26 protein-coding genes are annotated in these 25,213 nt (G+C 69.1%); 21 read left to right on the plus strand and 5 right to left on the minus strand.

What is annotated here, in order from left to right:
* The first annotated feature begins 51 nt into the window (after window positions 1-51).
* Together serS and E6A26_RS13730 are read left to right on the plus strand one after the other, a co-directional pair.
* Window positions 52-1,338, plus strand: a complete 1,287-nt coding sequence (gene serS, locus E6A26_RS13725) for a serine--tRNA ligase (protein ID WP_136611763.1) — start codon at window positions 52-54, stop codon at window positions 1,336-1,338.
* Between the two features lie 146 nt (window positions 1,339-1,484).
* Window positions 1,485-2,312 carry an HAD family hydrolase gene (locus E6A26_RS13730; RefSeq protein ID WP_407695389.1) on the plus strand — a complete coding sequence of 276 codons (828 nt, stop codon included), beginning with the start codon at window positions 1,485-1,487 and terminating at the stop codon, window positions 2,310-2,312.
* A 51-nt stretch (window positions 2,313-2,363) separates the two neighbouring features.
* On the opposite strand, the gene E6A26_RS13735 is transcribed toward E6A26_RS13730, so the two are convergent.
* Window positions 2,364-2,975: a hypothetical protein gene (locus tag E6A26_RS13735; protein ID WP_136611765.1), complete on the minus strand. Its 612-nt coding sequence runs from the start codon at window positions 2,973-2,975 to the stop codon at window positions 2,364-2,366.
* A 130-nt stretch (window positions 2,976-3,105) separates the two neighbouring features.
* Window positions 3,106-3,594: an inorganic diphosphatase gene (locus tag E6A26_RS13740; RefSeq protein WP_136611766.1), complete on the minus strand. Its 489-nt coding sequence runs from the start codon at window positions 3,592-3,594 to the stop codon at window positions 3,106-3,108.
* Between the two features lie 151 nt (window positions 3,595-3,745).
* On the opposite strand from E6A26_RS13740, the gene dacB reads away from it, so the two are divergent.
* The 12 genes from dacB to panC all read left to right on the plus strand — a co-directional run bounded on the left by dacB (window position 3,746) and on the right by panC (window position 15,310).
* A complete protein-coding gene (dacB, locus tag E6A26_RS13745; RefSeq protein ID WP_136611767.1) occupies window positions 3,746-5,170 on the plus strand; it encodes a D-alanyl-D-alanine carboxypeptidase/D-alanyl-D-alanine endopeptidase in 1,425 nt (474 codons plus the stop codon).
* Window positions 5,171-5,230: 60 nt separating this feature from the next.
* The gene (locus E6A26_RS13750) at window positions 5,231-6,340 is read left to right on the plus strand and encodes a zinc-dependent metalloprotease (RefSeq protein ID WP_136611768.1); all 1,110 of its coding nucleotides are present in this window, start codon (window positions 5,231-5,233) and stop codon (window positions 6,338-6,340) included.
* 47 nt (window positions 6,341-6,387) lie between these two features.
* On the plus strand, window positions 6,388-7,410 hold the full coding sequence (gene tilS, locus E6A26_RS13755; protein WP_327407679.1) for a tRNA lysidine(34) synthetase TilS: 1,023 nt from the start codon (window positions 6,388-6,390) through the stop codon (window positions 7,408-7,410).
* A gap of 56 nt (window positions 7,411-7,466) precedes the next feature.
* A complete protein-coding gene (hpt, locus tag E6A26_RS13760) occupies window positions 7,467-8,018 on the plus strand; it encodes a hypoxanthine phosphoribosyltransferase (protein WP_136611769.1) in 552 nt (183 codons plus the stop codon).
* A 215-nt stretch (window positions 8,019-8,233) separates the two neighbouring features.
* Window positions 8,234-10,363, plus strand: a complete 2,130-nt coding sequence (ftsH, locus tag E6A26_RS13765; RefSeq protein ID WP_136611770.1) for an ATP-dependent zinc metalloprotease FtsH — start codon at window positions 8,234-8,236, stop codon at window positions 10,361-10,363.
* A 23-nt stretch (window positions 10,364-10,386) separates the two neighbouring features.
* The gene (gene folE, locus E6A26_RS13770; protein WP_407695388.1) at window positions 10,387-11,001 is read left to right on the plus strand and encodes a GTP cyclohydrolase I FolE; all 615 of its coding nucleotides are present in this window, start codon (window positions 10,387-10,389) and stop codon (window positions 10,999-11,001) included.
* 8 nt (window positions 11,002-11,009) lie between these two features.
* Window positions 11,010-11,915: a dihydropteroate synthase gene (folP, locus tag E6A26_RS13775; RefSeq protein ID WP_136611771.1), complete on the plus strand. Its 906-nt coding sequence runs from the start codon at window positions 11,010-11,012 to the stop codon at window positions 11,913-11,915.
* 11 nt (window positions 11,916-11,926) lie between these two features.
* Window positions 11,927-12,298 (plus strand): dihydroneopterin aldolase, encoded by a 372-nt coding sequence (gene folB, locus E6A26_RS13780; RefSeq protein WP_136611772.1) that lies wholly within the window; start codon window positions 11,927-11,929, stop codon window positions 12,296-12,298.
* A 1-nt stretch (window position 12,299) separates the two neighbouring features.
* A complete protein-coding gene (gene folK / locus E6A26_RS13785; protein WP_136611773.1) occupies window positions 12,300-12,839 on the plus strand; it encodes a 2-amino-4-hydroxy-6-hydroxymethyldihydropteridine diphosphokinase in 540 nt (179 codons plus the stop codon).
* On the plus strand, window positions 12,836-13,354 hold the full coding sequence (locus tag E6A26_RS13790) for a DUF3180 domain-containing protein (RefSeq protein ID WP_136611774.1): 519 nt from the start codon (window positions 12,836-12,838) through the stop codon (window positions 13,352-13,354). The genes folK and E6A26_RS13790 overlap by 4 nt, the downstream gene beginning before the upstream one ends.
* Before the next feature lie 27 nt (window positions 13,355-13,381).
* A complete protein-coding gene (locus tag E6A26_RS13795) occupies window positions 13,382-14,311 on the plus strand; it encodes a Rossmann-like and DUF2520 domain-containing protein (RefSeq protein WP_136611775.1) in 930 nt (309 codons plus the stop codon).
* Window positions 14,312-15,310 carry a pantoate--beta-alanine ligase gene (panC, locus tag E6A26_RS13800; protein ID WP_136611776.1) on the plus strand — a complete coding sequence of 333 codons (999 nt, stop codon included), beginning with the start codon at window positions 14,312-14,314 and terminating at the stop codon, window positions 15,308-15,310.
* A 233-nt stretch (window positions 15,311-15,543) separates the two neighbouring features.
* Here panC and E6A26_RS13805 read toward each other — a convergent pair whose 3' ends face one another.
* Window positions 15,544-16,392, minus strand: a complete 849-nt coding sequence (locus E6A26_RS13805) for an alpha/beta fold hydrolase (RefSeq protein ID WP_136611777.1) — start codon at window positions 16,390-16,392, stop codon at window positions 15,544-15,546.
* A gap of 100 nt (window positions 16,393-16,492) precedes the next feature.
* Between E6A26_RS13805 and lysS the strand changes: the two genes are divergently transcribed.
* The 4 genes from lysS (at window position 16,493) to E6A26_RS13820 (ending at window position 21,376) form a co-directional block, all read left to right on the plus strand.
* Window positions 16,493-17,947: a lysine--tRNA ligase gene (gene lysS, locus E6A26_RS13810; RefSeq protein WP_136611822.1), complete on the plus strand. Its 1,455-nt coding sequence runs from the start codon at window positions 16,493-16,495 to the stop codon at window positions 17,945-17,947.
* A 1-nt stretch (window position 17,948) separates the two neighbouring features.
* Window positions 17,949-18,116: a hypothetical protein gene (locus E6A26_RS17665; RefSeq protein WP_168928749.1), complete on the plus strand. Its 168-nt coding sequence runs from the start codon at window positions 17,949-17,951 to the stop codon at window positions 18,114-18,116.
* Between the two features lie 148 nt (window positions 18,117-18,264).
* A complete protein-coding gene (locus E6A26_RS13815) occupies window positions 18,265-18,603 on the plus strand; it encodes a histone-like nucleoid-structuring protein Lsr2 (protein ID WP_136611778.1) in 339 nt (112 codons plus the stop codon).
* Between the two features lie 250 nt (window positions 18,604-18,853).
* The gene (locus E6A26_RS13820) at window positions 18,854-21,376 is read left to right on the plus strand and encodes an ATP-dependent Clp protease ATP-binding subunit (protein ID WP_136611779.1); all 2,523 of its coding nucleotides are present in this window, start codon (window positions 18,854-18,856) and stop codon (window positions 21,374-21,376) included.
* 162 nt (window positions 21,377-21,538) lie between these two features.
* Here E6A26_RS13820 and E6A26_RS13825 read toward each other — a convergent pair whose 3' ends face one another.
* Window positions 21,539-21,763: a hypothetical protein gene (locus E6A26_RS13825; RefSeq protein ID WP_136611780.1), complete on the minus strand. Its 225-nt coding sequence runs from the start codon at window positions 21,761-21,763 to the stop codon at window positions 21,539-21,541.
* 3 nt (window positions 21,764-21,766) lie between these two features.
* Window positions 21,767-22,573 carry a COG4280 domain-containing protein gene (locus E6A26_RS13830; RefSeq protein ID WP_136611781.1) on the minus strand — a complete coding sequence of 269 codons (807 nt, stop codon included), beginning with the start codon at window positions 22,571-22,573 and terminating at the stop codon, window positions 21,767-21,769.
* Between the two features lie 263 nt (window positions 22,574-22,836).
* Here E6A26_RS13830 and dhaK point away from each other — a divergent pair, with 263 nt between their 5' ends.
* From dhaK to dhaM, 3 genes are read left to right on the plus strand one after another with little or no spacing between them, the layout of a single operon-like run.
* On the plus strand, window positions 22,837-23,838 hold the full coding sequence (gene dhaK / locus E6A26_RS13835; protein WP_136611782.1) for a dihydroxyacetone kinase subunit DhaK: 1,002 nt from the start codon (window positions 22,837-22,839) through the stop codon (window positions 23,836-23,838).
* Window position 23,839: 1 nt separating this feature from the next.
* The gene (gene dhaL / locus E6A26_RS13840; RefSeq protein WP_136611783.1) at window positions 23,840-24,484 is read left to right on the plus strand and encodes a dihydroxyacetone kinase subunit DhaL; all 645 of its coding nucleotides are present in this window, start codon (window positions 23,840-23,842) and stop codon (window positions 24,482-24,484) included.
* The gene (dhaM, locus tag E6A26_RS13845) at window positions 24,481-25,158 is read left to right on the plus strand and encodes a dihydroxyacetone kinase phosphoryl donor subunit DhaM (protein ID WP_234865498.1); all 678 of its coding nucleotides are present in this window, start codon (window positions 24,481-24,483) and stop codon (window positions 25,156-25,158) included. The genes dhaL and dhaM overlap by 4 nt, the downstream gene beginning before the upstream one ends.
* Window positions 25,159-25,213: the final 55 nt, after the last annotated feature.

Below are 25,213 nucleotides of genomic sequence, written 5' to 3' on the forward strand. Positions count from 1 at the left end.
GTCTGTGGCGGCGGCTTCGCCGCGCCCGCGCGCCCCGATAGGCTATGGGGCGTGATCGACGTCAGAGAGCTCAGCGAGAATCCCGAGAAGTTCCGCGCCAGCCAGCGTGCGCGCGGCGCGGACGAGTCCCTGGTGGACAGGGTGGTCTCTGCCGATTCGCGCCGCCGCGCGGCCCTGACGCAGTACGAGACGCTTCGCGCCGAGCAGAACGCGTTCGGCAAGAAGGTCGCCGCCGCGAAGGGCGAGGAGAAGCAGGCACTCCTCGCTGAGGTCAAGGAGCTCGCGGCCAAGGTCAAGGCCGCCTCCGTCTCCGCGGACGAAGCGCAGGCGGAGCAGGACGAGCTCATGCGCGTCTTCCCCAACATCGTGATCGAGGGCGTCCCCGAGGGCGGCGAGGACGACTACGTCGTCGTGAAGAAGGTCGGCACGCCGCGCGACTTCGCGGCCGAGGGCTTCGAGCCCCGCGACCACCTCGAGATCGGCGAGCTCCTCGGGGCGATCGACATGGAGCGCGGCGCGAAGGTCTCCGGCGCCCGGTTCTACTTCCTCAAGGGCGTGGGCGCGCGCCTCGAGCTCGCGCTCCTGCAGATGGCGCTCGACCAGGCGATCAAGGCCGGCTTCACGCCCATGATCACCCCGACGCTCGTGCGCCCCGAGACCATGCAGGGCACCGGCTTCGACGTCAAGCACGACGCCGAGATCTACCGCCTCGCCGAGGACGACCTGTACCTCGTGGGCACTTCCGAGGTCTCGCTCGCGGGCTACCACTCGGACGAAATCCTCGATCTCTCGGGCGGCCCGGTCCGCTACGCCGGCTGGTCGTCGTGCTACCGCCGCGAGGCCGGCTCGCACGGCAAGGACACGCGCGGCATCATCCGCGTGCACCAGTTCAACAAGGTCGAGATGTTCTCCTACGTCCCGCTCGAGGAGGCCGAGACCGAGCACGCCCGGCTGCTCGCGTGGGAAGAGGAGATGCTCGCGAAGGTCGAGCTCCCGTACCGCGTCATCGACACGGCCGCCGGAGACCTCGGCATGAGCGCCGCCCGCAAGTTCGACTGCGAGGCTTGGGTTCCGACCCAGGGCCGCTACCGAGAGCTCACGTCGACCTCGAACTGCACGGGCTTCCAGGCGCGTCGGCTCAACATCCGCGAGCGGATGTTCGACGACGACGGCGCCCCCAAGGGCACGCGCAGCGTCGCGACGCTCAACGGCACCCTGGCGACGACCCGCTGGATCGTCGCTATCCTCGAGCACCACCAGAACGCGGACGGATCGGTCACGGTGCCGGCGGCGCTGCGCCCGTACCTCGGCGGGCTCGAGGTCCTCCCGGTCCTCTGACCGTCCGCGTGGGGCCGGATGACTGACACAAGGTGAACACTCACACTGTGGGGAAGCCTGTGAGTATTCACTGCCTGTTCACGGTCCATGTCAGAGCCGTCACCGGGGCTGTCGGCCGCTAGTGGTTCACTAGAACCATGACAACAATGCTGAACGCTGGCATCGATGACCAGCTCGCAATCGCAAACCGCAAGCTCATCGGCCTCGATATCGACGGCACCCTCGTGGACCACTTCGGGCATATGAGCCCCGCCGTGCGCGAGGCCGGCCAGGCTCTCGTGGCCGCCGGCCACGAGGTGGTCGTGGCGACGGGCCGCTCGCTCGGCGCCACCCTCCCCATCGTCGAGCTCCTCGGAATCGACCACGGCTACGTCGTCTCCTGCAACGGCGGCGTCACGGCCCGCATCGACGCAGGGTCGAACGGCGGCTACGAGGTGATCGACCGCCGGATCTTCGACCCCGCGCCCGCACTCAAGGCCCTGCGCCACCGCCTCCCCGGCGCGAAGTACGCACTCGAGGACGCGGAGGGCAACTTCCTCTCGACCGAGCGCTTCCAGGACGCGAGCTTCGGCGTCGAGGCCACCGGCGTGACGTTCGAGGACCTCCTCGAGGCCTCCGCCGTGCGCCTCGTTGTGTTCTCGACCGACTCCACGGCGGAGGAGTTCGGCCGCGCCGTCGAGTCCATCGGCCTCCACGGCGTCACCTACTCCGTGGGCTGGACGGCCTGGCTCGACATTGCCGCGAAGGGCGTCACGAAGGCGAGCGGCCTCGAGCGCATCCGCGAGCTCGTCGGGATCGATCGCCCGCACACCGTCGCGGTCGGGGACGGCCGCAACGACATCGAGATGCTCCAGTGGGCTGGCCGCGGCATCGCGATGGGCCAAGCGCCGGACGAGGTCAAGGCCGCGGCGAACGAGGTCACCTCAACTGTCGAGGATGACGGCGTCGTGCGGGTCATGCGCTCGCTCCTGTAGCGCCATGGGGGGCGCCATGGGGGCGCCCCGGGGACGCGCTGCCGGAGCTTGTCAGCGCGCCTCGAGCATGAGCCGCATGAGATGCGCGGCGGCGGGGCGCGCTTCGAATTCTTCGTTCCAGTGGGCTCGGGCGATCGCCTTCGAGACCGCCTGTGCCGTGATCCCGAGCGCCTCCGCGACGGCCCTCTGCTGGCCCCGCACCCCAGGGGTGAGGAGCTCGAGGACCCGCCATTCCGCCGTCGTCCGCCGGGCGATGATGAGGCCCAGGAGGCGGAGGATCGCCGCGGCCTCCGCGGCGAGGACGCGATCGGGGCCGTCTACCGAGATGGCCGCCTCGTCCTTGATGTGCTGGGCGCGTTCGACGGCGCGGCGCGAGTAGACGAGCCCGAGTCCCGTCACGTCGTGGATCGCCGAGGGCAGCGGCTCGCCGAGGGGGCCGACGCCGATGCCCACGTTCCAGCGCACGCCGCCGCATGATTCTGCGCGCATCGCGACGAGGCCCGCGTCGATGGCACGGTCGGCCGCGACGAAGACGCCCTGGACCTCGTCGCCCACGGTCCGCTCAAACGGCACCTCGGCCCGAGCCCTCGAGAGCGCGCGCAGGAGGATTGGCACCTTGTCCCCAGGTTCGCGGTCGCGCTGATTGATCGTGACCGTGTACATGGCCTGAGCCTATCCGCAACACGAGGGACGGGACCCCGCAACACGAGGGACGGGACCCCGCAACACCATGGTTGTGGGGTCCCGTCCGGTTCGTTGTGGGGTCCCGTCCGGATGGTTGCGGGGTCTTTGGTCAGTGGCCCTCGGCCTTGAAGCGCTTGATCGACGCCTCGAGCTCGGCCTCGGCCGCGGCGCGGTCCGACCAGCCAGCCGGCTTGACCCACTTGCCCGGCTCGAGGTCCTTGTAACGCGTGAAGAAGTGCTCGATTTCCTTGACGAGCCACTCGTCGAGGTCCGAGGCCTCCTGGATGTGGTCGAAGCGCTTGTCCGCGGGGACGCACACGAGCTTGGCGTCCCCGCCCGACTCGTCCTCCATGTTGAAGATCGCGATCGGGCGGGCCTCGAGGAGGATCCCCGGGAACAGGTCGACGTCCGGGTACCACACGAGCGCGTCGAGCGGATCGCCGTCCTCGCCGAGCGTGTTCTCGAAGTAGCCGTAGTGCGTCGGGTACTGCATCGATGTGAAGAGGACGCGGTCCAGGCGGACGCGGCCGGTCTCGTGGTCCACCTCGTACTTGACGCGGGAGCCGCGGGGGATCTCGATCGTGACGTCGTGCTTCATGGTGCTCCTTGGCTGGCAGCGTGCAGGGCGGCCGCTGGGGCGAGAAAAACCCACGGTCGGCGGCAACTAGTATTGAGGATATCCGCACCGGGGGGCGTGCCCTCCCATCGCATGCCGCCGTCCATGCCTCGACCCCAGGATTTTTCACCGCATGAGCAAGTCGCCCGGCCGTGCCCAGAACGCCGTGACCTGGGGGCTCGTCACAGCCCTTCTCGTGATCGTCGCGGCGGTCGGCGGAGCGTATATGGCCCCGATGTTCCCGGGCCCGTTGCTCACCCACACCGCGCCCACGCCGAGCACGCCCGCGTGGCTGCAGGCGCCGTCGTCCGCCGCGCCGCTCAAGGGGGCGACGCCGCTCTCGGACAACGCGCCGACGCCCGAAACCGCGGCTCTCGCCAAGTCAATCGACGCCCAGCTGGGTCCGGACGACGGAACGTTTGGAGCGGCAGTTCTCGACGGCGAGTCAGGGCAGACGCTCTACAGCCGCGAGGGCGCCGTTTCCGTGTCGCCGGCCTCGAACCTCAAGCTCCTCACGGCCGCGGCCGCCCTCACGACGCTCGGCCCTGACACGGCCTTCCGCACCCGGACCATCCGGGGAAGCGCACCGGGAAGCGTCGTGCTCGTGGCTGGCGGAGACGTGTTCCTCGGCAACGGCGATTCCTCGCCGGACGCGGTCGTGGGCCGCGCGGGCATCGCCACGCTCGCCAAGCAGACCGCCGCCGCGCTCGGCCCGGTCAACGGCCCCGTCGCAGTCCAGCTGGACGACTCGCTCTTTACCGGACCCTCCCTCAACCCCGCATGGGCATCCGAGGACGTCGCCGCGGGCGAGATCGCGCCGATTGCCCCGATCGCCCTCAACGTCGCGCGGGCTCAGCCGGGCGCCGGGGGCTCGCGGCCGGTCGACCCCGCGATGGCGGCCGCCTCCGCATTCCGCGACGCCCTCGCGGCGGCGCTTGGGCCGGGCGCGACGGTGTCGGGCGGCATATCCCGCGGCACGGCGGGCGAGGGAGCCGATCTTGCGAGCGTGACCTCGGCCCCGCTCGCCGACCAGCTCGCGTACACCCTGCGGGAATCGGACAACTATGCGGCGGAGACGCTCGCGCGCCTCGCCGCGGCGGCGAGCGGCCGCCCCGCGAGCATCGACGGAGCGCGCGCGCTCCTGCTGGACACCGCGCAGCGCCTCCTGGGAAGCACCACGGGCCTGGTGCTCGACGACGCGTGCGGACTCGCGATCAGGAACCGCATCCAGCCCCAGCAGCTCGCCGGGATCGTGCGCGCCATGACGACGGGCAACGACCCGCGGCTGCGGCGCGCGCTCGCCGGCCTCCCCGTGGCAGGCCTTACGGGGACCCTCGCCTCGCGCTACGGGCAGGGGTCCCCGGGCGCGGGCTTCGTGCGCGCAAAGACAGGGACGCTCCTCACGGTGATCGGGCTTTCGGGTTACGTGGTCGACGCCGACGGCCGCCTCCTCGTGTTCTCGATCGTCGCGAACGGGCTCCCCTCGGCGGCCCGCACAAGCGTCACGGCGCAGATCGACGCCGCCGCGTCGACGCTCGCGGGCTGCGGCTGCCGCTGACCGAGCTGCCGCCGCCGGCTTCTCGGTGTGTTCTCGCGGTCCTTGTGGTCTGATGGGGGTATGGATGTCCACGAGACGGCACCGCAGCTCATCAATTGGGATCTCGCGGCCGCCACGGCGGCACGTTTGGCGCCCCCCGGCCCCCAGCTCTCGGCCGCCGAGGCCGCGAGCGCCGTCGCGAGCCTGCGGAGGCTCGCGGACGAGGCCGTGCCACACGTCCACCGCATCACGCGGCTCGAAGCGGCGGAAGATCTCCGCGACTCGCAGGTCCTCGTCGTCGATCGGGGATCGTGGGCCAAGGCCAACACCCAGGGCTTCGCCGTCATGCTCGGCCCGGTCCTGACCCAACTCGTCGAGAAGAAGGCGAGCGAGCTCACGCCGTCGGCAGCGCGCGTGGGCGGCGCGATCACGGGAGCGCAGCTCGGCACGGTGCTCGCGTTCCTCTCGAGCAAGGTCCTCGGGCAGTACGAGCCGTACGCCGCCCTGGCTCCGGGCTCGAGCCTGCCCGAGGCGGGCCGGCTCCTCCTCGTCGCCCCGAACATCGTGCAGATCGAGCGCGAGCTCAGCGTGGAGCCCGACGACTTCCGCCTGTGGGTGTGCCTCCACGAGCAGACGCACCGCGTCCAGTTCGCGGCCGCACCGTGGCTCCGCGAGCACATCCTCGAGCAGGTCGGAAAGCTCTCTGACAGCCTGCTCGGCAACATGGATTCGCTCATGGAGCGTGCTACTGCCGCGGCGAAGTCGCTGCGCGACCGGCCGTGGGCCGGCATCGGGCAGCCGGTCCCGAGCCGCGGCGCGATCCTCGACCTCCTGCAGGACCCGGCCGAGAAGGCGGCGATCTCCCACCTCACAGCGATCATGAGCCTCCTCGAGGGCCACGCGACGGTCGTCATGGACGCCGTCGACGCGGATGTGGTGCCGAGCGTCAAGACGATCCGGCAGCGGTACACGGCGCGAAGCGAGAACCGCGGCGTGCTCGAGGCGTTCGTGCGCCGGGTCCTCGGGCTCGACGCCAAGATGCGCCAGTACACGGACGGTGCGAAGTTCGTCACGGGAGTTGTCAACGCCGTCGGCATGGAGGGCTTCAACCGCATCTGGGAGAGCCCGGAGAACCTGCCCACCGAGGAGGAGATCCACGCGCCTGCCGCGTGGGTCGCGAGGATGGGTTGAGCGCGCGGGACGTTGCCTCGCCGGACCGCCCGCGCCTGAATCCAGCGGTGGGACGGGCTCGCAACGCCGTGAAGGCGGCGCTCGCCGAGGCTGGCTGGCCGTCGCGCGTGCTCGTGGCCTGCTCGGGTGGGCCTGACTCGCTCGCGCTCGCGGCCGCCGTCGCCCATTTTGCGCGCCGCGGTGCCGTGGGCGGCCACGCGCTCGAGGCGGGCGCCGTCGTCGTCGACCACGGGCTTCAGGCTGGCTCAGACCGCGTCGCGCGGACGACGGCGGGGGTGCTGGAAGCGCTCGGGCTCTCGCCCGTCCGGGTGGTCGCCGTAGAGGTGCGCCAGTCGGGCGAGGGGCCAGAGGCGGCGGCCCGCGCGGCGAGGCTCGGTGCCCTCGAGGCGGCGGCCGCGGAGTGGGGGGCCACCGCGATCGTCCTCGGCCATACCCTTGACGATCAGGCCGAACAGGTGCTGCTGGGGCTCGCCCGGGGTTCGGGGACGCGTTCCCTCGCAGGAATGCGCTCGGTACGGGGGCCATACGTGCGGCCGTTCCTTTCGCTGAGGCGCGACGACACGGTCGAGGTGTGTGCGGCCGAGGGGCTTGAGCCCTGGCACGATCCCACGAATGCCGATCCGCGATATATGCGTTCTCGTGTACGGACCGTGGTGATGCCGTTCCTGGAATCTGAGCTCGGGCCCGGAGTCGCCGAGGGGCTCGCGCGGACCGCGTCGATCCTGGGGCAGGACGCCGCGTACCTCGACGCGGAGGCCGAGCGCCTGTACGCGGGGCTCGTGGAGCGGCGCGCGGCGGGGGAGGCGCCGGGCGCGGTCCTGCTGCCCGGCGAAGAGGTCCGCGCACTCCCCGGGGCGCTCCGCAGCCGCGTTCTTGCGCTCGCGATCGTCGAGCTCGGCGGGTCTCCGACGTTCGAGCGGCTCTCCGCCGTCGACCGCCTCCTCGAGCGGCGCGGCTCCGCCGGTCCGGTCGAGGTGCCGGGCCACGTGAGCGTGCGTCGCCAGCCACGCCGCAAGGATGCGGCGCCCGGATTCGAGTATGGGAAGCTAGTCTTTGTATCGCACCGCTGACGCGTGTGTTTCCGGACGGCCGGAGGCGCGTCGACACCCGAGTTCCAGGAGCGCAGGTGGATTCTCACGACGTCCAGGCAGACCTCAAGCACGTCCTCTACGGCCGGGATCAGATCCAGCGACGGATCGCCGACCTCGCCGCGGAGATCGACAAGGACTATGAGGGCCGCGACCTCCTGATCGTCGGCGTGCTCAAGGGCGCCGTCATGGTCATGGCTGATCTGGCCCGCGCGCTGCACAGCCACGTCACGATGGACTGGATGGCCGTCTCCTCTTACGGGTCGGGGACGCAGTCCTCCGGGGTGGTCCGCATCCTCAAGGACCTCGATTCGGACCTCATGGGCAAGCACGTGCTCATCGTCGAGGACATCATCGATTCCGGCCTCACGCTGTCGTGGCTCAAGACCAACCTCGAGTCGCGCGGCACCGCGTCTGTGGAGATCTGCACGGCGTTCCGCAAGCCCGACGCCGCGAAGGTCAAGATCGACGTGAAGTACGTCGGTTTCGACATTCCGAATGAGTTCGTGGTCGGCTACGGGCTCGACTATGCCGAGAAGTACCGCAACCTCGACTTCGTGGGCACGCTCGCGCCGCACGTCTACGAGTAGTCAGCTCCCTGACGGCGCGAGGTTCGCGCGCGCCGTCGTTCGCCCTCGGCGCACAGCCACCGGGGGAACTTTTGTCCCTGACTGTGCGTGAAGTTGTCCGAACGGTATAGCTTGTTGCGGTACTTGCCCGTCAACAGAAGTAGGCAGGGGCAGGGGACCTCAGCGCTACGCGGCGCCGCGGCACAACAGAAGGGACGGGGCTCGGCCCCGAGTTCATGAACCTCAAAAGCTTCGTCAAGGGTCCGGGGATCTGGATCCTCGTCGTGATCGCCCTCCTCCTCATCGCCTTCGGAACGCTGGCGCCGGGGGGAAGCGCGACGGTTGACACGCAGGTTGGCCTGCAGCTCCTCAAGGACGGCAAGGTCAGTTCCGCGAAGATCTACAACGGCGAAGAGCGCGTCGACATGGTCCTCAAGGACAACTATGTCGACAACGGGCAGAACAAGGGCAAGAACGTCCAGTTCTACTATGTGGACCCGCGCGGCGGCGAAGTGGTCCAGACGGTCGAGAACGCGAACCTTCCCGGCGGCTTCAACGACGTCCCGACCGGCAACAACTGGTTCGGCTCGATCCTCTCTCTCATCATCCCGGTCCTCCTCCTCGGTGCGCTCTTCTGGTTCCTGCTCTCGCGCATGCAGGGCGGCGGTTCCCAAGTCATGAAGTTCGGTAAATCCCGGGCGAAGATGATCACCAAGGACATGCCGCAGGTCACGTTCGTGGATGTCGCCGGCGCGGACGAGGCCGTCGAGGAGCTCCAGGAGATCAAGGAGTTCCTGCAGGAGCCGGCCAAGTTCCAGGCGGTCGGCGCGAAGATCCCGAAGGGCGTCCTCCTCTACGGCCCGCCAGGGACCGGCAAGACGCTCCTCGCTCGCGCCGTCGCGGGCGAGGCAGGCGTCCCGTTCTTCTCGATCTCGGGCTCCGACTTCGTCGAGATGTTCGTCGGCGTCGGCGCGTCCCGCGTCCGAGACCTCTTCGAGCAGGCCAAGTCCAACTCGCCGTCGATCGTGTTCGTGGACGAGATCGACGCCGTCGGCCGTCACCGCGGCGCCGGCATCGGCGGCGGCAACGACGAGCGGGAGCAGACGCTCAACCAGCTCCTCGTCGAGATGGACGGCTTCGACCCGAAGACCAACGTCATCCTGATTGCGGCGACGAACCGCCCCGACGTCCTCGACCCCGCGCTCCTGCGTCCCGGCCGCTTCGACCGTCAGGTCCCCGTCGAGGCTCCGGACCTCGTGGGCCGCGAGCAGATCCTCAACGTGCACGCGAAGGGCAAGCCCATGGCGGGCAACGTTGACCTCAAGGCCGTCGCGAAGAAGACCCCCGGGTACACGGGTGCCGACCTCGCGAACGTCCTCAACGAGGCGGCCCTCCTCACGGCCCGCTCGAACGCACAGCTCATCGACGACCGCGCCCTCGACGAGGCGATCGACCGCGTCATGGCCGGCCCGCAGAAGCGGAGCCGCGTCATGAAGGACCTCGAGCGCAAGATCACGGCGTACCACGAGGGCGGCCACGCGCTCGTCGCGGCGGCGCTCCGCAACTCGGCCCCGGTCACGAAGATCACGATCCTTCCCCGCGGGCGTGCCCTCGGCTACACGATGGTGGTCCCGGAGAACGACAAGTACTCCGTGACGCGCAACGAGCTCCTCGACCAGCTCGCCTACGCGATGGGCGGCCGCGTCGCCGAGGAGATCGTCTTCCACGACCCCTCCACGGGTGCGTCGAACGACATCGAGAAGGCCACGTCCACGGCGCGAATGATGGTCACGCAGTACGGCATGAGCGAGCGCGTGGGCGCAGTCAAGCTCGGCCAGGGTGGCGGGGAGCCGTTCCTGGGCCGCGACGCCGCGCACGAGCGCAACTACTCGGACCAGGTGGCGTACGTCGTCGACGAGGAGGTGCGCCGCCTCATGGATCAGGCCCACGACGAGGCCTACGCGATCCTCACCGACAACCGCGACATCCTCGACCGGCTGGCCAGCGCCCTGCTCGAGCACGAGACGCTCAACCAGCATGAGATCGCGAAGATCTTCACCGACGTGCGCAAGCGCGACTTCCGCGAGGTGTGGCTCTCGAAGGAGTCGCGTCCGGTGCAGCACATCCCGCCGGTCGAGACGGAGAACGAGCGCCGCGAGCGGGAGCAGCGCGAGGCAAAGGCCCTCCACGACCACGAGGCCACGGACGCGGAGCTCAAGGCCCAGGAGGAGGCCGCCGACGCGCGGCGCAACCAGCCGCTCGACACCGCCCACCCGCACGTTCACGGGGGAGGCGAGCAGGACTTCTCCGGCGGTCCGCAGACCCCGCTGGACGGTCACACAGGCGGACCCGGCGCGGACGCGTGAGGCGCCCCCGCTAGGATCATGCCGTGACCCACATTGACGACGACGATGTTGCCGCCGTGTCCGAACTCGATCCGAACATGGACCTCCAGAGGATCGAGTCGGCCGTCCGGGAGATTCTGATCGCGGTCGGGGAGGACCCCGACCGCAGCGGACTCCGGGAGACCCCGAAGCGGGTCGCGCGCGCGTTCGCGGAGACGTTTGCGGGGCTCCACCAGACCCCCGAGGACGTCCTGGGCGTGACGTTCGACCTCGACCACGAGGAACTCGTGCTCGTGAAGGACATCCCGTTCTACTCGACGTGCGAACATCATCTCGTCCCGTTCCACGGAGTCGCGCACGTCGGGTACATCCCGTCGCACGACGGGCGCGTCACCGGGCTCAGCAAGCTGGCCCGGCTCGTGGACATCTATGCGCGCCGGCCCCAGGTCCAGGAGCGCCTGACAACAGACGTGGCCGAGGCGCTCGTGAAGCACCTCAAGCCGCGTGGAGTGATCGTCGTCGTCGAATGCGAGCACATGTGCATGTCGATGCGAGGAGTCCGAAAGCCGGGCGCCAAAACGGTCACGAGCGCCGTACGCGGGCAGCTGCACGATCCGGCGACCCGTGCCGAAGCCATGAGCCTCATCCTCGGAAGGTAACAGCAGCAATGGATACCCTCGCCGCCGCACCCGGGACCGGGCCCAACACTTCGCCCCTCCCCATTCTCCGCAAGCCCCGCGCTAGGGCGACCTTCGAAACCCTCCCGACGGACCGCGCCGTCGTCATGGGCATCCTCAACGTGACGCCGGACTCCTTCAGCGACGGAGGGCAGCATACGACGGCGGATTCGGCTATCGCCGCGGGCCTCCGGATGTTCTACAGCGGCGCAGACATCATCGACGTGGGCGGGGAGTCCACGCGCCCGGGCGCCGACGACGTGCCCGAGGACGAGGAGCAGCACCGCGTCCTCCCGGTCGTGGAGGCGCTGGTCAAGGCCGGGGCGGTTGTGTCCGTGGACACGCGCCACGCGAGCACGGCGGCGAAGGCCCTCGAGGCCGGCGCGCTCATCATCAACGACGTCTCCGGGCTCGAGATCAGCCAGGACATGATCGATCTCGTGGCGGAGCGCGGCGCGTACTACGTGCTCATGCACAACCGCGGGAACTCGCGCACCATGGGCTCGCTCACGCAGTACGGCAACGTCCTCGACGACGTGCTCGCCGAGACCGTCGGCCTCCGCGACCGCCTGCGCGCAGCAGGCGTGGAGGACCACAAGATCATCGTCGACCCAGGCCTCGGCTTCGCGAAGACCGGCGAGCAGAACTGGGCGCTCGTGGCCGGCATCGAGCGGTTTCTCGAGCTCGGCCACCGGGTGCTCGTGGGGGCCTCCCGCAAGCGCTTCCTCGGCGAACTCCTCACGTCCGCGGGCAAGGCCGCGCCGCCGGAGCAGCGCGACGCCGCGACCGCGGCGATCACCGCCCTTGCCGCGTCCAAGGGGGCCTGGGGCGTCCGCGTGCACGACGTCGCCTCCAACCTCGACGCCGTCAAGGTCGTCGCGCGGGCCAGGACCTGAGGCCAGGGCGAATGGGCACCCGCGCCGACCTCATCACCCTCCGGGGCGTCACCGCCGTCGGACATCATGGGGTGCTCGACTTCGAGCGCCGCGAAGGGCAGCCGTTCGTCGTTGACGCGGTGCTGCACAGCGACTTCGCCGCGGCCGCTGCCTCGGACGATATCGGGACGACCGCGAGCTACGCGGAGGTCGCCGAGCGCATCACGCAGCTCATCGCCGGGGAGCCGGTAAACCTCATCGAGACGCTTGCGGTGCGGATCGCGGACGCGATCCTCGCGGAATTCCCGCCGATCAGCGCGGCGGAGGTCACGGTCCACAAGCCGAAGGCGCCCATCGAGGTGCCATTCGGCGACGTTTCCGTCACGGTCTTCCGAGGACGGTGACATGATCGCAGACCCTTCCGCCGCGCCGTCGGAATACACGCGCGCCGTTCTGGCCCTCGGCAGCAATCTGGGGGAGCGCGCCGAGACGCTCGCCGAGGCGGTGTCCGACCTCGTCGACCGCCAAGAGGTGAGGCTTGTCGACGTCTCGCCGGTCATCCAGACGAAGGCGGTGGGCGGCCCCGAGGCGCAGCCCGACTTCCTCAACATGGTCATGATCGTCATGACGACGCTCGGTCCCTACGAGCTGCTCGCCCACTGCCAGGCCGTGGAGGCGAAGCACCACCGCACGCGCGAGGTGCGCTGGGGGCCGCGGACCCTCGACATTGACGTCATCACGTACGGCAATCTCGTCCAGGACGATCCCGTGCTCACGCTCCCGCACCCGCGCGCGGCCGAGCGCGCGTTCGTGCTGTTCCCGTGGCTGCTCATCGATCCGACGGCCGTGCTCGAGGGCCATCCGATCGTCGAGCTCCTCGAGGACTGCTCGGACGCGTCCGGCATCGAGGACTACGACATGCTGCTTGACGAGGGGCTCGGATGAAGCCGATTCGCCTGACGGTTCTTGCCCTCATCGGGATCCTGCTGGGCCTGCTCGGCTTCGGGGCCACCGTGCTGTCCGACCGTGCGGCCGCAATGACCCCAGTGCTGCCCTACAGCGCGCTCGGCAGCATGGCCGTCATCGCGGGGTTTACGCTCGCGCTGGGGATCCGCGTGCTGCGGTGGCGCAACAGCGAGAAGCGCAAGCGCATGCTCGACCCGATCTTTGCCGCGAGGACGCTCGTCCTCGCGCACGCGTGCGCGTACGCGGGCGCTGTGCTGCTCGGCTGGCACGCGGGCGTCACCGCGGATCAGATTCCCGTGTGGGCCGTCCGGGCCACGAGCCCGGTCGTGCTGCAGGGCATCGCGATGATGGGCGGCGGCGTGATCATGGTGGCGATCGGGCTGCTCGTGGAGAGATTCTGCAGGATTCCGCCCGAGGACGGGGACGAAGGCGAGAAGGGGCCCCGCAAGAGCGGGCCGAGCCGAGCGGGCGACGCCGAGGGCGGCTATGCCTAGAGCCGGCCTCGAGTTGGGGATGCTCGCATGACCCGCCCCGGCCGACTCGGCGTCGGCGTCATCGGGGCGGGGAAGGTGGGTGCCGTCCTCGGTGCGGCCCTGCGCGCGGCTGAGCACGCAGTCGTCGGCGTCTCCGCGGTGTCCGAGGCGAGCCGGGAGCGCGCGGAGACCCTCCTGCCGGGCGTGCCGATCCTCGAGATCCCGGACATCCTCGAGCGCTCCGAGCTTGTGCTCCTCGCCGTGCCGGACGACGCGCTCGCCCCCCTCGTCGAGGGTCTCGCGAAGCTCGGCGCGTGGCAGGCCGGCCAGCTCGTCGCGCACACGTCCGGGCGCCACGGCGTCGGGATCCTCGCCCCCGTGCGCGCGGCCGGCGCGATCCCGCTCGCGATTCACCCGGCCATGACGTTCACTGGCATGAGCCTCGATCTCGGGCGGCTCCTGGACTGCCGCTTCGGCGTCACCGCTGATCCCGCGATGCTGCCCATCGCGCAGGCGCTCGTCGTCGAGATGGGCGCCGAGCCCGTGGTCATCGCCGAGGGCGACCGGGTGGCGTACCACGCCGCGCTCGCGCACGGCTCGAACCACCTCGTCACGATCGCGGCGCAGGCCGCGGAGGTCCTCGCGCGCATCGGCGTCGAGGAGCCGGACCGCCTGCTCGGCCCGTTGCTCCGCGCGTCGCTCGACAACGCGCTCGCCGCGGGGGAATCTGCGCTCACCGGGCCCGTGGCCCGCGGGGACGTGGGCACCGTGGCCGCTCACGCGGAGGCCCTCGCTGAACTCGCGAACGACGGCGGGGCCCCAGACATCCTCGAGGCCTACCGTGCGCTCGCCCTCGCCACAGCCAAGCGCGCGGAGCGCCGCGGGCTGTTCGGGGCCGATGTGCGGGCCAGGCTCGAGGAGGCGCTTGCGCGCGGTGACGACGGCGGCGGAGACGGCGCCCGCGAGGAGGAAAGCTAGATGCCGATCACGGTTGTCCAGACCAAGGCCGAGTTGCGGTCGGAGATCGGGCGTCTGCTCGGCGAGTACGGTGGGCGCCGGGGGAGCGGAGGCTCTTCGGGGGCCTCGCTCGGGCTCGTCGATTCCCCAGCCCCCAGGGCCTCGCTCGGGCTCGTCGATTCCCCAGCCCCCAGGGCCTCGCTCGGGCTTGTCCCTACCATGGGTGCCCTCCACGACGGACACCGCATGCTCGCGGAGGCGGCTGTCGCAGAGAACGACGTGGTCGCAGCGAGCATTTTCGTCAACCCGCTGCAGTTCGGGGACCCGAAGGATCTCGACCGCTACCCGCGTACGCTCGAGGCCGACGCGGAGCTCCTCGAGTCGGCGGGGGTCGACCTCGCGTTCGCGCCGAGCGTGGAGGAGATGTATCCGGGCGGCGATCCGCTGGTCCGCGTGACGGCCGGCCCCCTCGCTTCCAAATGGGAGGGTGCTTCGCGCCCGGGCCACTTCGACGGTGTGCTCACGGTGGTCGCGAAGCTGTTCCACCTTGCTCTGCCAGGGCCCGTCGCGGGCCGGCCGGCCACTGTCCGCGCGTACTTCGGGCAGAAGGACGCGCAGCAGCTCGCGATCGTGCGACGCATGGTCAAGGATCTCGACTTCCCGGTGGACGTGGTCGGAGTCCCGATCGTGAGGGCCGAGGATGGTCTGGCCCTCTCGAGCCGCAACCAATTCCTGACTCCCGAGCAGCGCGAGGCGGCGCTCGTGCTCTCGCGGGCGCTGCGGCTCGTGGACGATCGCGCCGCGGCGCACGAACCCCTCGAGCCGGACGACGCAGTCGCCCTGATCGCCTCGCAGCCAGGCGTCGAACTCGACTATTTCGAAGTCGTGGATCCCGAGACGCTCGAGCCGCTCGCGGTCAACTGCCGCGAGACGCCGTTCACGGGGGAGGCGCTCGCGATCGTCGCTGCGAAGGTCGGCGACGTCCGCCTCATCGACAACATGCCGCTCAAGGCCCGCTAACCCCCCCTCGTCTCGGGTACAGATACGCCCGCCCTGGACCGTCTCGGGTACAGATACTCTCGCCCTAGACCGTCTCGGGTACAGATACTTTCGGGTTCGCTCGTTTCGGGTACAGAAACTTCTGTACCCGAGATGCTCTGGCGGGAGAGTTTCTGTACCCGAGATGCTCTGGCGGGAGAGTTTCTGTACCCGAGATGCTCAGGCGAGTGAGTTTCTGTACCCGAGACGACCCGTCAGCTGGAGAAGAACTCGGTCAGGCGCTCGATGAGCACCCGCGCCGGGCGCTCGGGAGCATCGTGCGCCAGCTTGGGCAGGACGCCGAAATCCGAGGCGGGCAGGACGCCGTCGAGCTTCGCCTTGGCCTCCGAGAAGTACTCCGGGCTCGCGCCGCCCACCAGGACAAGCGTCTCGAGCGGAAGCTGCTCGAACGGCTTGGCCTTCGAATCGGCCGCGACGACGGCCCGGATCTCCCGCGGACCCGTAGGCAGGAGCCGGGTCAGCGTCTTGCCCGGCTGCATTCGGCTCCCGATTCGGTTGAGCACCGTCAGAACCGGCAGGGGAAGCTTCGAGATCGGGCCGGCGGCCTGCAGCCCGCGCAGCAGCACGGCGAGGGCCTTCTCCTCGTCGCCGTGCTGAAGCGCGGCCTCGTAGTCGTCGAGCCAGTCGGCGTTGTAGCTGCCGTTGAACGAGATGATGGGGTCGTAGACCGCGAGCTGCGTGATGTCGAGCGTGCGCCCCGCGTTGAGCGCGATGCAGCCCCCGTAGTTGTGCCCGAAGACCGATTGGGATCCGGTGTGCGCGAGCACCGCGCCGAGATCGGCGATCTCGACCGCAAGCGAGTAGTTCTCGGGCTGCGGCGAGGACGCCCCACGGCCGCGCCTGTTGTACACGTGCACTGGCGCTCGGAGCGACTCCGCGAGGCGGAGCGCGAGCTCGCGGTACAGCTCCGCGGTCACCATCGATCCATGGACGACGACGACGCCTCCATCGGCCTGCCCGTCCCCACTCGCGGCGGTGAGCAGCTCGAGGATCGCTCCGTCTCGCGTTGCGACAGTCGAGGCGTGGATCTGAGTACCTGCCATGGGATGAGCCTAGCCCACGTAGCCTGCCCTAGAATTGAAGACTGTGACTGCAGAGAATACCGCCACCGGAGGCACGGAACCGGCCGATGCGAGCGAACAGATGCATGTTCGCCTCGAGAAGCGCGGCAAGCTGATTGCGCGCGGCGAAGAGCCTTACCCGGTCAAGCTCGAGCGTAGTCACTCTCTCGCGGAGATCCGCGAGAAGCACCCGGACCTTGAGCCGGACACCGCGACAGGCGACTTCGTCGGCGTCGTCGGCCGCGTCGTCTTTGTGCGCAACACCGGCAAGCTGTGCTTCGCGACCCTCCAGGAGGGCGATGGAACGCGCCTTCAGGCCATGCTGAGCCTCGCCAATGTCGGCGAGGAGCGCCTCTCCGACTGGAAGTCCCTCGTGGACCTCGGGGACCACGTCTTCATCCACGGCGAGGTCATCTCCTCGAAGCGAGGCGAGCTCTCGGTCATGGCGGACGAATGGAAGATGGCGTCCAAGGCCCTCCGTCCGCTGCCGACGCTGCACGCGGAACTCAATGAAGAAACTCGGGTTCGCCAGCGCTACGTCGACCTCCTCGTGCGCGAAGAAGCCCGCGAGATGGTCTATACGCGGGCGAAGATCACCAAGTCGGTCCGCAATACGCTCGATTCGCACGGTTACGTCGAGGTCGAGACTCCCATGCTCAACCTCATTCACGGTGGTGCGACCGCCCGCCCGTTTGAGACGCACCTCAATGCCTTCGATCAGCGCATGACGCTGCGCATTGCCACGGAGCTCTACCTCAAGCGCGCGGTCGTCGGCGGTATCGAGCGGGTTTACGAGATCGGCCGCGTCTTCCGTAACGAAGGCGTGGATTCGACCCACAGCCCGGAATTTACAACTCTTGAATGCTATGAAGCGTATGGTGATCAATTCACCATGGCCGAACGCATGCGGGAGATCATCCTGAACGTCGCGGACGTCGTGGGCACTCGGAAGATCGAAACGCCAGAGGGCACGATCGATCTCGACGGCGAATGGCGGTGGCTTGGCGTCTACCCCGGAATTTCCGAGGCTGTTGGCGAAGAGATCACCCCGGATACTCCGCTCGAGCGGCTCTTGGAGATCGGCGACCGGCACGGAGTCAAGACGGATCCTCTGTGGAGTGCCGAAAAGGCCGTCATCGAGCTCTTTGGCGATATTGTCGAGCCCACCCTGCTGAATCCGACTTTCGTCTACGACTATCCGCCCTCGGCCCAGCCGCTCGCGCGGCCGCACCGAGACGATCCGCGCCTCATCGAGGCCTGGGATCTCATCATCGGCGGAATGGAGCGCGGAACTGCATTCTCCGAACTCATCGACCCCGTCGTCCAGCGCGAGCGCCTCACCGAGCAGTCCCGGCTTGCGGCCGAGGGCGACGACGAGGCGATGCAGCTTGACGAGGACTTCCTCCGTGCGCTCGAATACGGAGCTCCGCCCATGGGCGGCATCGGCCTCGGGATCGACCGGCTCGTGATGCTCTTCACGACGGCCGGCATTCGCGAGACCATCCTCTTCCCCCTGCTCAAGCCTGAGGCAAACTAACATGGATTACGTAGCCGTCCTGCTTCCCCCGATCGTTGTCGGGCTCATTTTCTGGTTCGCGATCAGGGCAATTTTCAACGCGGACAAGTCGGAGCGCGAGGCCTTGGCCCGCGCCGAAAGGGAAGCGCAGCAGAGGGACGAGGGTAAAAGCTCCCCAACAGCCGGGTGATACGTTTTGACGCGGTGCCAGCGCAGAAGCATAATGGCAGTGCATTAACCGTTCGCTGATAACCGGATAGCCGAATTGCCGGCCAGCTCGAAGTATGCAGTGCTTGAGTGAATGCCCGATCCCCCAGCACCGACAGAGAGAGTAGCCCATGGCACAGAAAGTCAAGATCATCCTCGTCGACGACCTCGACGGCGGCTCGGCCGACGAGACCGTTCGTTTTGGCCTCGACGGGTCAAGCTACGAGGTTGACCTCTCCCACGCGAACGCTTCCAAGCTTCGCGAGGCGCTGCAGGAATACGTTTCCGTGGCCCGCAAGTCCTCCGCCCGCGGTGCACAGGCGCCCCGCCGGGCCGCAGGTACGGGCGGTTCCCGCAATTCAGAATCCGCGAAGATCCGCCAGTGGGCTCGCGACAACGGCTACAGCGTTAATAGCCGGGGTCGTATCCAGGCTGAGATCCAAGAGGCCTACCACAAGGCGAACGGCTGAACCAAGCCTTCACCATTACGCAGAGAAACCCGGCGCGCGAAGCGCCGGGTTTCTCTGCATTTGTGATGTCACATTAAAGAATTCTCCAATGAATGTGCAAAAGCCCCAGGGGCGGCCGGCAAGCTACTCGCGCGTTCACCCTGTGGCGAACAGCGCTGTGCAGCGGGGCCCCTGCACGTAGCATCGATGTACGCGCCAGTGCTGTCTATGGCAGCGCTGCACCCAACAGTAAGACCGGGGAGTTCGAGCGATGTTCGAGAGATTCACAGACCGCGCCCGTCGCGTGGTCGTGCTGGCCCAAGAAGAGGCCCGCATGCTCAACCACAACTACATCGGCACCGAGCACATCCTTCTGGGCCTCATCCACGAGGGGGAGGGAGTTGCCGCCAAGGCGCTCGAGTCCCTTGGTATCTCCCTGGACGGTGTGCGCGAGCAGGTGCAGGAGATCATCGGGCAGGGACAGCAGGCCCCGTCCGGACACATTCCGTTCACGCCGCGTGCCAAGAAGGTCCTCGAGCTGTCTCTGCGCGAGGCGCTGCAGCTCGGCCACAACTACATCGGCACCGAGCACATCCTTCTGGGCCTCATCCGTGAGGGCGAGGGTGTCGCGGCTCAGGTGCTCGTGAAGCTCGGGGCCGACCTCAACCGCGTGCGGCAGCAGGTCATCCAGCTTCTGTCCGGCTACCAGGGCAAGGAGACCGCGTCCGCCGGAACCGGCCCCGGCCAGCCCGAGGGCAGCCCCGCCGGATCCGTGGTCCTCGACCAGTTCGGCCGCAATCTCACGCAGGCCGCCCGCGAGAACAAGCTGGATCCCGTCATCGGGCGCGAGCACGAGATGGAACGCGTCATGCAGGTCCTCTCGCGCCGCACCAAGAACAACCCGGTGCTGATCGGCGAGCCTGGCGTCGGCAAGACCGCCGTCGTCGAGGGCCTCGCCCAGGCGATTGTGCGCGGCGACGTCCCGGAGACCATCAAGGACAAGCAGCTCTACACGCTCGACCTCGGCTCCCTCGTGGCCGGCTCGCGCTACCGTGGTGACTTCGAGGAACGCCTCAAGAAGGTCCTCAAGGAGATCCGCACGCGCGGCGACATCATCCTGTTCATCGACGAGATCCACACCCTCGTAGGCGCGGGTGCCGCCGAGGGCGCGATCGACGCGGCCAGCATCCTCAAGCCGATGCTCGCCCGCGGCGAGCTCCAGACCATCGGTGCCACCACGCTTGACGAGTACCGCAAGCACATCGAGAAGGACGCCGCGCTCGAGCGCCGCTTCCAGCCGATCCAGGTCGCCGAGCCGACGGTCGCGCTCACCATCGAGATCCTCAAGGGCCTCCGTGACCGCTACGAGGCACACCACCGCGTGACCATCACGGACGGTGCCCTCGCCGCTGCGGCGAACCTCTCCGAGCGCTACATCAGCGACCGGTTCCTGCCCGACAAGGCGATCGACCTCATCGACGAGGCGGGCGCGCGCCTGCGCATCCGCCGGATGACGGCGCCGCCGGAGCTCAAGGCGCTGGACGAGCGCATCGCCGGGCTCAAGCTCGAGAAGGAGTCCGCGATCGACGCGCAGGACTTCGAGGGCGCCGCATCGCTCCGCGACAAGGAGCAGCGGCTCATTTCGGAGCGCGCCGAGCGTGAGCGGGCCTGGAAGTCGGGCGACATGGACGGCGTGGCCGAGGTGGACGAGGAGCTCGTGGCCGAGGTGCTGGCGAACTCGACCGGCATCCCCGTGTTCAAGCTCACGGAGGAGGAGTCCTCGCGGCTCCTGCACATGGAAGACGAGCTGCACAAGCGCGTGGTCGGCCAGGACGATGCCATCAAGGCGCTGTCCCGCTCGATCCGCCGCACGCGGGCTGGCCTCAAGGACCCGAAGCGTCCGGGCGGGTCGTTCATCTTCGCTGGCCCGACCGGCGTCGGCAAGACCGAGCTCGCCAAGGCCCTCGCCGAGTTCCTGTTCGGCGAAGAGGACGCGCTCATCACGCTCGACATGTCCGAGTTCTCCGAGAAGCACACGGTCTCGCGGCTCTTCGGTGCCCCTCCGGGCTACGTCGGCTACGAAGAGGGCGGCCAGCTCACCGAGAAGGTGCGCCGCCGGCCGTTCTCCGTGGTCCTCTTCGACGAGGTCGAGAAGGCCCACGCGGATCTCTTCAACTCGCTCCTGCAGATCCTCGAGGACGGGCGTCTCACGGACAGCCAGGGTCGGGTCGTGGACTTCAAGAACACGATCATCATCATGACGACCAACCTGGGCACCCGGGACATCTCGAAGGGCGTCATGACCGGCTTCCAGTCCGGCACGGACACGAAGACGAGCTACGAGCGCATGAAGGCCCGCGTGACTGAGGAGCTCAAGCAGCACTTCCGCCCCGAGTTCCTCAACCGCGTCGACGACGTGGTCGTGTTCCCGCAGCTCACGCAGGAAGAGATCATCGAGATCGTCGACCTCTTCATCGAGCGGCTCGAGAAGCGGCTCAAGGACAAGGACATGGGCATCGAGCTCACGCCGAAGGCGAAGGTCCTGCTCGCGACGCGCGGCTACGACCCCGCGATGGGCGCCCGCCCGCTGCGCCGCGTGATCCAGAGCGAGATCGAGGACCAGCTCTCCGAGCGGATCCTGTTCGGCGATCTCTCCTCGGGAGACATCGTGCTCGTCGACGTCGATGGCGAGGGGGACACGGCGAAGTTCACCTTCACCGGCACCCAGCGCCCGCGCGTCCCTGAGGTCGTCGCTGCCGCGAAGGGCGGCGGCCAGAAGGAACTCGGCGCCTAAAGAACGGACGACGGCGGCCCCTCACCGAACCTGGTGAGGGGCCGCCGCTTTTGTGTGCGGGAGTTGGTGTACCCGAGACGCGAAAAGGCGGGAGTTGGTGTACCCGAGACGGGGAAATGCGGGAGTTGGTGTACCCGAGACGGTTCTAGGGGAGCGGGCTGCTCAGCGCTTCGGGGGCCGCGGCCTGACGTCGATCGCGAGTGCCACCGTGAAGGCGGCCGCGAGCCCGACCGCGAGAAGCGGCGCGAAGACGGGCGTGCTTCCGAACCCGGCGAGGACGAAACCTGCCCCGATGGCGAGGACAGCCACCACCGAGGCGGCGACCTTCCAGTCGTCCCCGATGATGAAGTCGTACCAGAACCGCAGGAACCCTCTCACGAGCTTCATGGCCTAGGCCTTCCCCTGCGGAACAGCCGCAGAGCCGACGGGGGCGGGCCGGGTGGGCCGCACCTTCAGAACCCTGATGAGGACGGCGCTCAGCACGAGCCAGCCGGCCAGGATCGGCAGCAGGGCTAGGTCGGAGCCGAGCCACTCGAGCGCCTGATGGGAGGGCGTCAGGCTGCCGAGCCCCTCGATCGACCAGAACGTCCCGAACGTCGCGAGGAGCAGCCCCACGCAGAACTTGAGCGTGTTCTCCGGAACCTTCGTGAGCGGCGCGTGGACGACGACGGCCAACAGCAGCACCACGACGAATGCGGCGGCGGCACCCAGAATCGCGACCGGCATGTTGCGGGCGTTGAGCCCGAACGTGATGACGATGAAGACCACCTCGACGCCCTCGAGGAAGACGCCCTTGAAGCTCACCACGAAGGAGAACCAGTCGAGCCCGAACCGGACATCGTGCGCGGCGGCCTGGGCGGCTTGGGTCTCCTTCTCGTAGACCTGCGCCTCGTCGTGGAGCGCCTTCCGTCCAGACGAGCGGAGGATGGCCTTGCGGAGCCACTGCAGGCCGAAGATGAGGAGCAGGATCCCGACGACGAGCTGGAGGCTCGCTCGCGGCAGCCAGGTGGCGAGGGCGTAGCCGGTGGCCGCCGTGAAGGCGGACAACGCCACTAGCGCTGCCCCGACGCCGGCCAGCGCGGACTTCCAGCCCCGGGTCATGCCCATCGCGAGGACGATCGTGAGGGCCTCGACCATTTCCACGAGCGCGGCAACGAACACCGAGACGGCAAGGCCCCACTCGGCTGTGGAACCCATGGCTACCACCCTTCCGGCCTCAACGGCCCTCTGGTCTGCACTGCATTCTGGCCTGCGAGATTCTGGCCTGCGAGGGAAGTGTGCTCCATCACAGCCTAACCACTGTCCCCGCAGGCGCGGTCGCCCCAGGCGGCGCGAGGCCAGACTCGGGCCGCCTACACAGCGGCGCGGCACCCCGGTAGGCTCCAGAGCGTCAGGCGTGCTGGGCGCCTCCGTGCGCGGCGCGGGCGGCGGCCCTTGGCTGGACCGATCGAAGGAGCGGCGTGAAGAAGCTCATCAACGATCCGCGGGCGGTCGTCGGGGAGACCCTCGAGGGCTTCGGCCTCGCCCACCGAGACCTCGTCGAGGTGCATCTCGACCCGGCCTACATCACCCGGGCGGGCGGGGCGATGCCCGGCAAGGTGGGCGTCGTCTCCGGAGGGGGCAGCGGTCATGAGCCGCTGCATGCGGGATACGTGGGCCAGGGCATGCTCGACGCCGCTGTCCCGGGCGCCGTCTTCACCTCGCCCACACCCGACCAGATCATTCCGGCGACCCAGGCCGCAAACGGAGGCGCCGGCGTCGTCCATATCGTGAAGAACTACACCGGCGACGTGCTCAACTTCGAGACCGCCGCCGAACTGTGCGCGGCCGAGGGCATCGATGTCCGGACCGTGCTGGTCAACGACGACGTCGCGGTCGAGGACTCGCTCTACACAGCCGGCCGGCGCGGCGTCGCGGGCACGGTCCTCGTCGAGAAGATGGCGGGCGCGGCCGCCGAGCGCGGCGATTCGCTCGACGCCGTCGAGGCGATCGGACGCAGGGTCGTGCAGAACGTCCGGTCCATGGGCCTCGCGCTCGCGCCGTGCACGGTCCCGCACGTCGGGAAGCCGAGCTTCGAACTCGGCGAGGACGAGATCGAGATCGGCGTCGGCATCCACGGCGAGCCCGGGAGGCGGCGAGCGGGCCTCGAGCCGGCGGACGCGCTCACGGATCACCTCCTCGAGCCGGTCCTCGACGACCTCGGGCTCGCCCCGGGCCAGCGGGCTCTCCTCGTGGTCAACGGCATGGGTGGAACGCCTCTGTCCGAGCTCTACATCGTGTTCCGGCGCGCGGCTCAGCTGCTCGCCGAGCGTGGGGTGGCCGTAGAGCGGAGCCTCGTGGGCAACTACGTCACGGCGCTCGAGATGCAAGGCTGTTCTGTGACGGTCCTGCGGCTGGACGACGAGCTCACGGAACTGTGGGACGCGCCGGTCAACACGCCGGCACTGCGATGGGGAGTGTGAGATGACGGAATTGGATGCAGCCTGGGCCGACCGCTGGCTTCGCGAATGCGCGCGCGTTCTCGCCGCGCGCCGCGAGGAGCTCATCGACCTCGACCGGGCGATCGGCGACGGCGACCATGGCGAGAACATGGACCGCGGGTTCCAGGCGGTCGTCGAGAAGCTCGACGAGGGCCCGAGCGGCTCGGTCGCGGCGGCGCTCAAGCTCGCGGCCACGATGCTCATGAGCAAGGTGGGCGGCGCCGCGGGCCCGCTCTACGGCACGGCCTTCCTCCGCGCGTCCGTCGCAGTGGGGGAGCGGGACGCGCTCGACGGTCCGACGGTCGAGGCGATGCTGGCCGCAGCGCGCGACGGCGTGGTGGCGCGCGGCAAGGCCGAGCCGGGAGACAAGACGATGGTCGACGCGTGGGCGCCGGCCGTCGATGCCGCGGGCCGAGCGGGCGACGGCGAAGCGGCCTTGGCTGCCGCGGCGTCGGCTGCCGAGGCGGGCGCGCTCGCGACGAAGCCGCTCGTGGCTCGGAAGGGCCGCGCGAGCTACCTCGGGGAACGCAGCGCCGGGCATCTCGACCCAGGTGCGGTTTCGACGTCGTACATCCTGCGCGCCGCGGTGACCGCGGCTGTGTCCGAGATCAGCGCGGGTGCCGAGTGACGCGCGTCGGGCTCCTCATCGTCTCCCACAGCGCACGCCTCGCCGAGGGCGTCGTCGAGCTCGCCGAGCAGATGGCACGCTCCGTGCCGCTCGTCGCGGCCGGCGGAGCCGACGGCGGGGGCCTCGGCACGAGCTTCGAGAAGATCATGAACGGGATCGCGGAGGCGGACCGCGGCGAGGGCGTTGTGGTCCTGACCGACCTCGGGTCCGCCGTCATGACGGCGGAGTCGGTGCTCGAGTTCCTCGGCGACGAGCAGCGCTCGCGGGTCCGGCTCGCGGACGCGGCGCTCGTCGAGGGGGCCGTTGCGGCGGCCGTCGCGGCCGAGTCGGGGGCGGGCGTCGACGCCGTGGCCCGCGCCGCCGAGGAGGCCGTGCCGTGCGCGCCCGTGGAGGAGGCCCCGGAGGTGGGCGAGCCCGCTGCCTCGGCCGTCGTGACGCTGTCGAACCGGGCGGGGCTGCACGCCCGCCCCGCGGCGGTCCTCGCGGGCCGGCTCTCCCAGCTCGACGCCGGCATCACGATCAACGGCGCGGACGCGCAGTCGGTCATGGCGCTCATGGCACTCGGCGCCAGGAAGGGCGAGCAGCTTGTGGTCGAGGCCTCCGGGCCCGATGCCGAAAGAGCTGTGGACCTCGTCCGCGAGCAAGTCGAGCGCGGCTTCGACGACCCCGTGTGAGCCATTCCCCAGGCACCGGACGTGAAAGAAGTGTTTCACCTGGAGTGAACGCCTC

This window comes from Sinomonas albida (assembly GCF_004919045.1).
Classification (GTDB): Bacteria; Actinomycetota; Actinomycetes; order Actinomycetales; family Micrococcaceae; genus Sinomonas; species Sinomonas albida.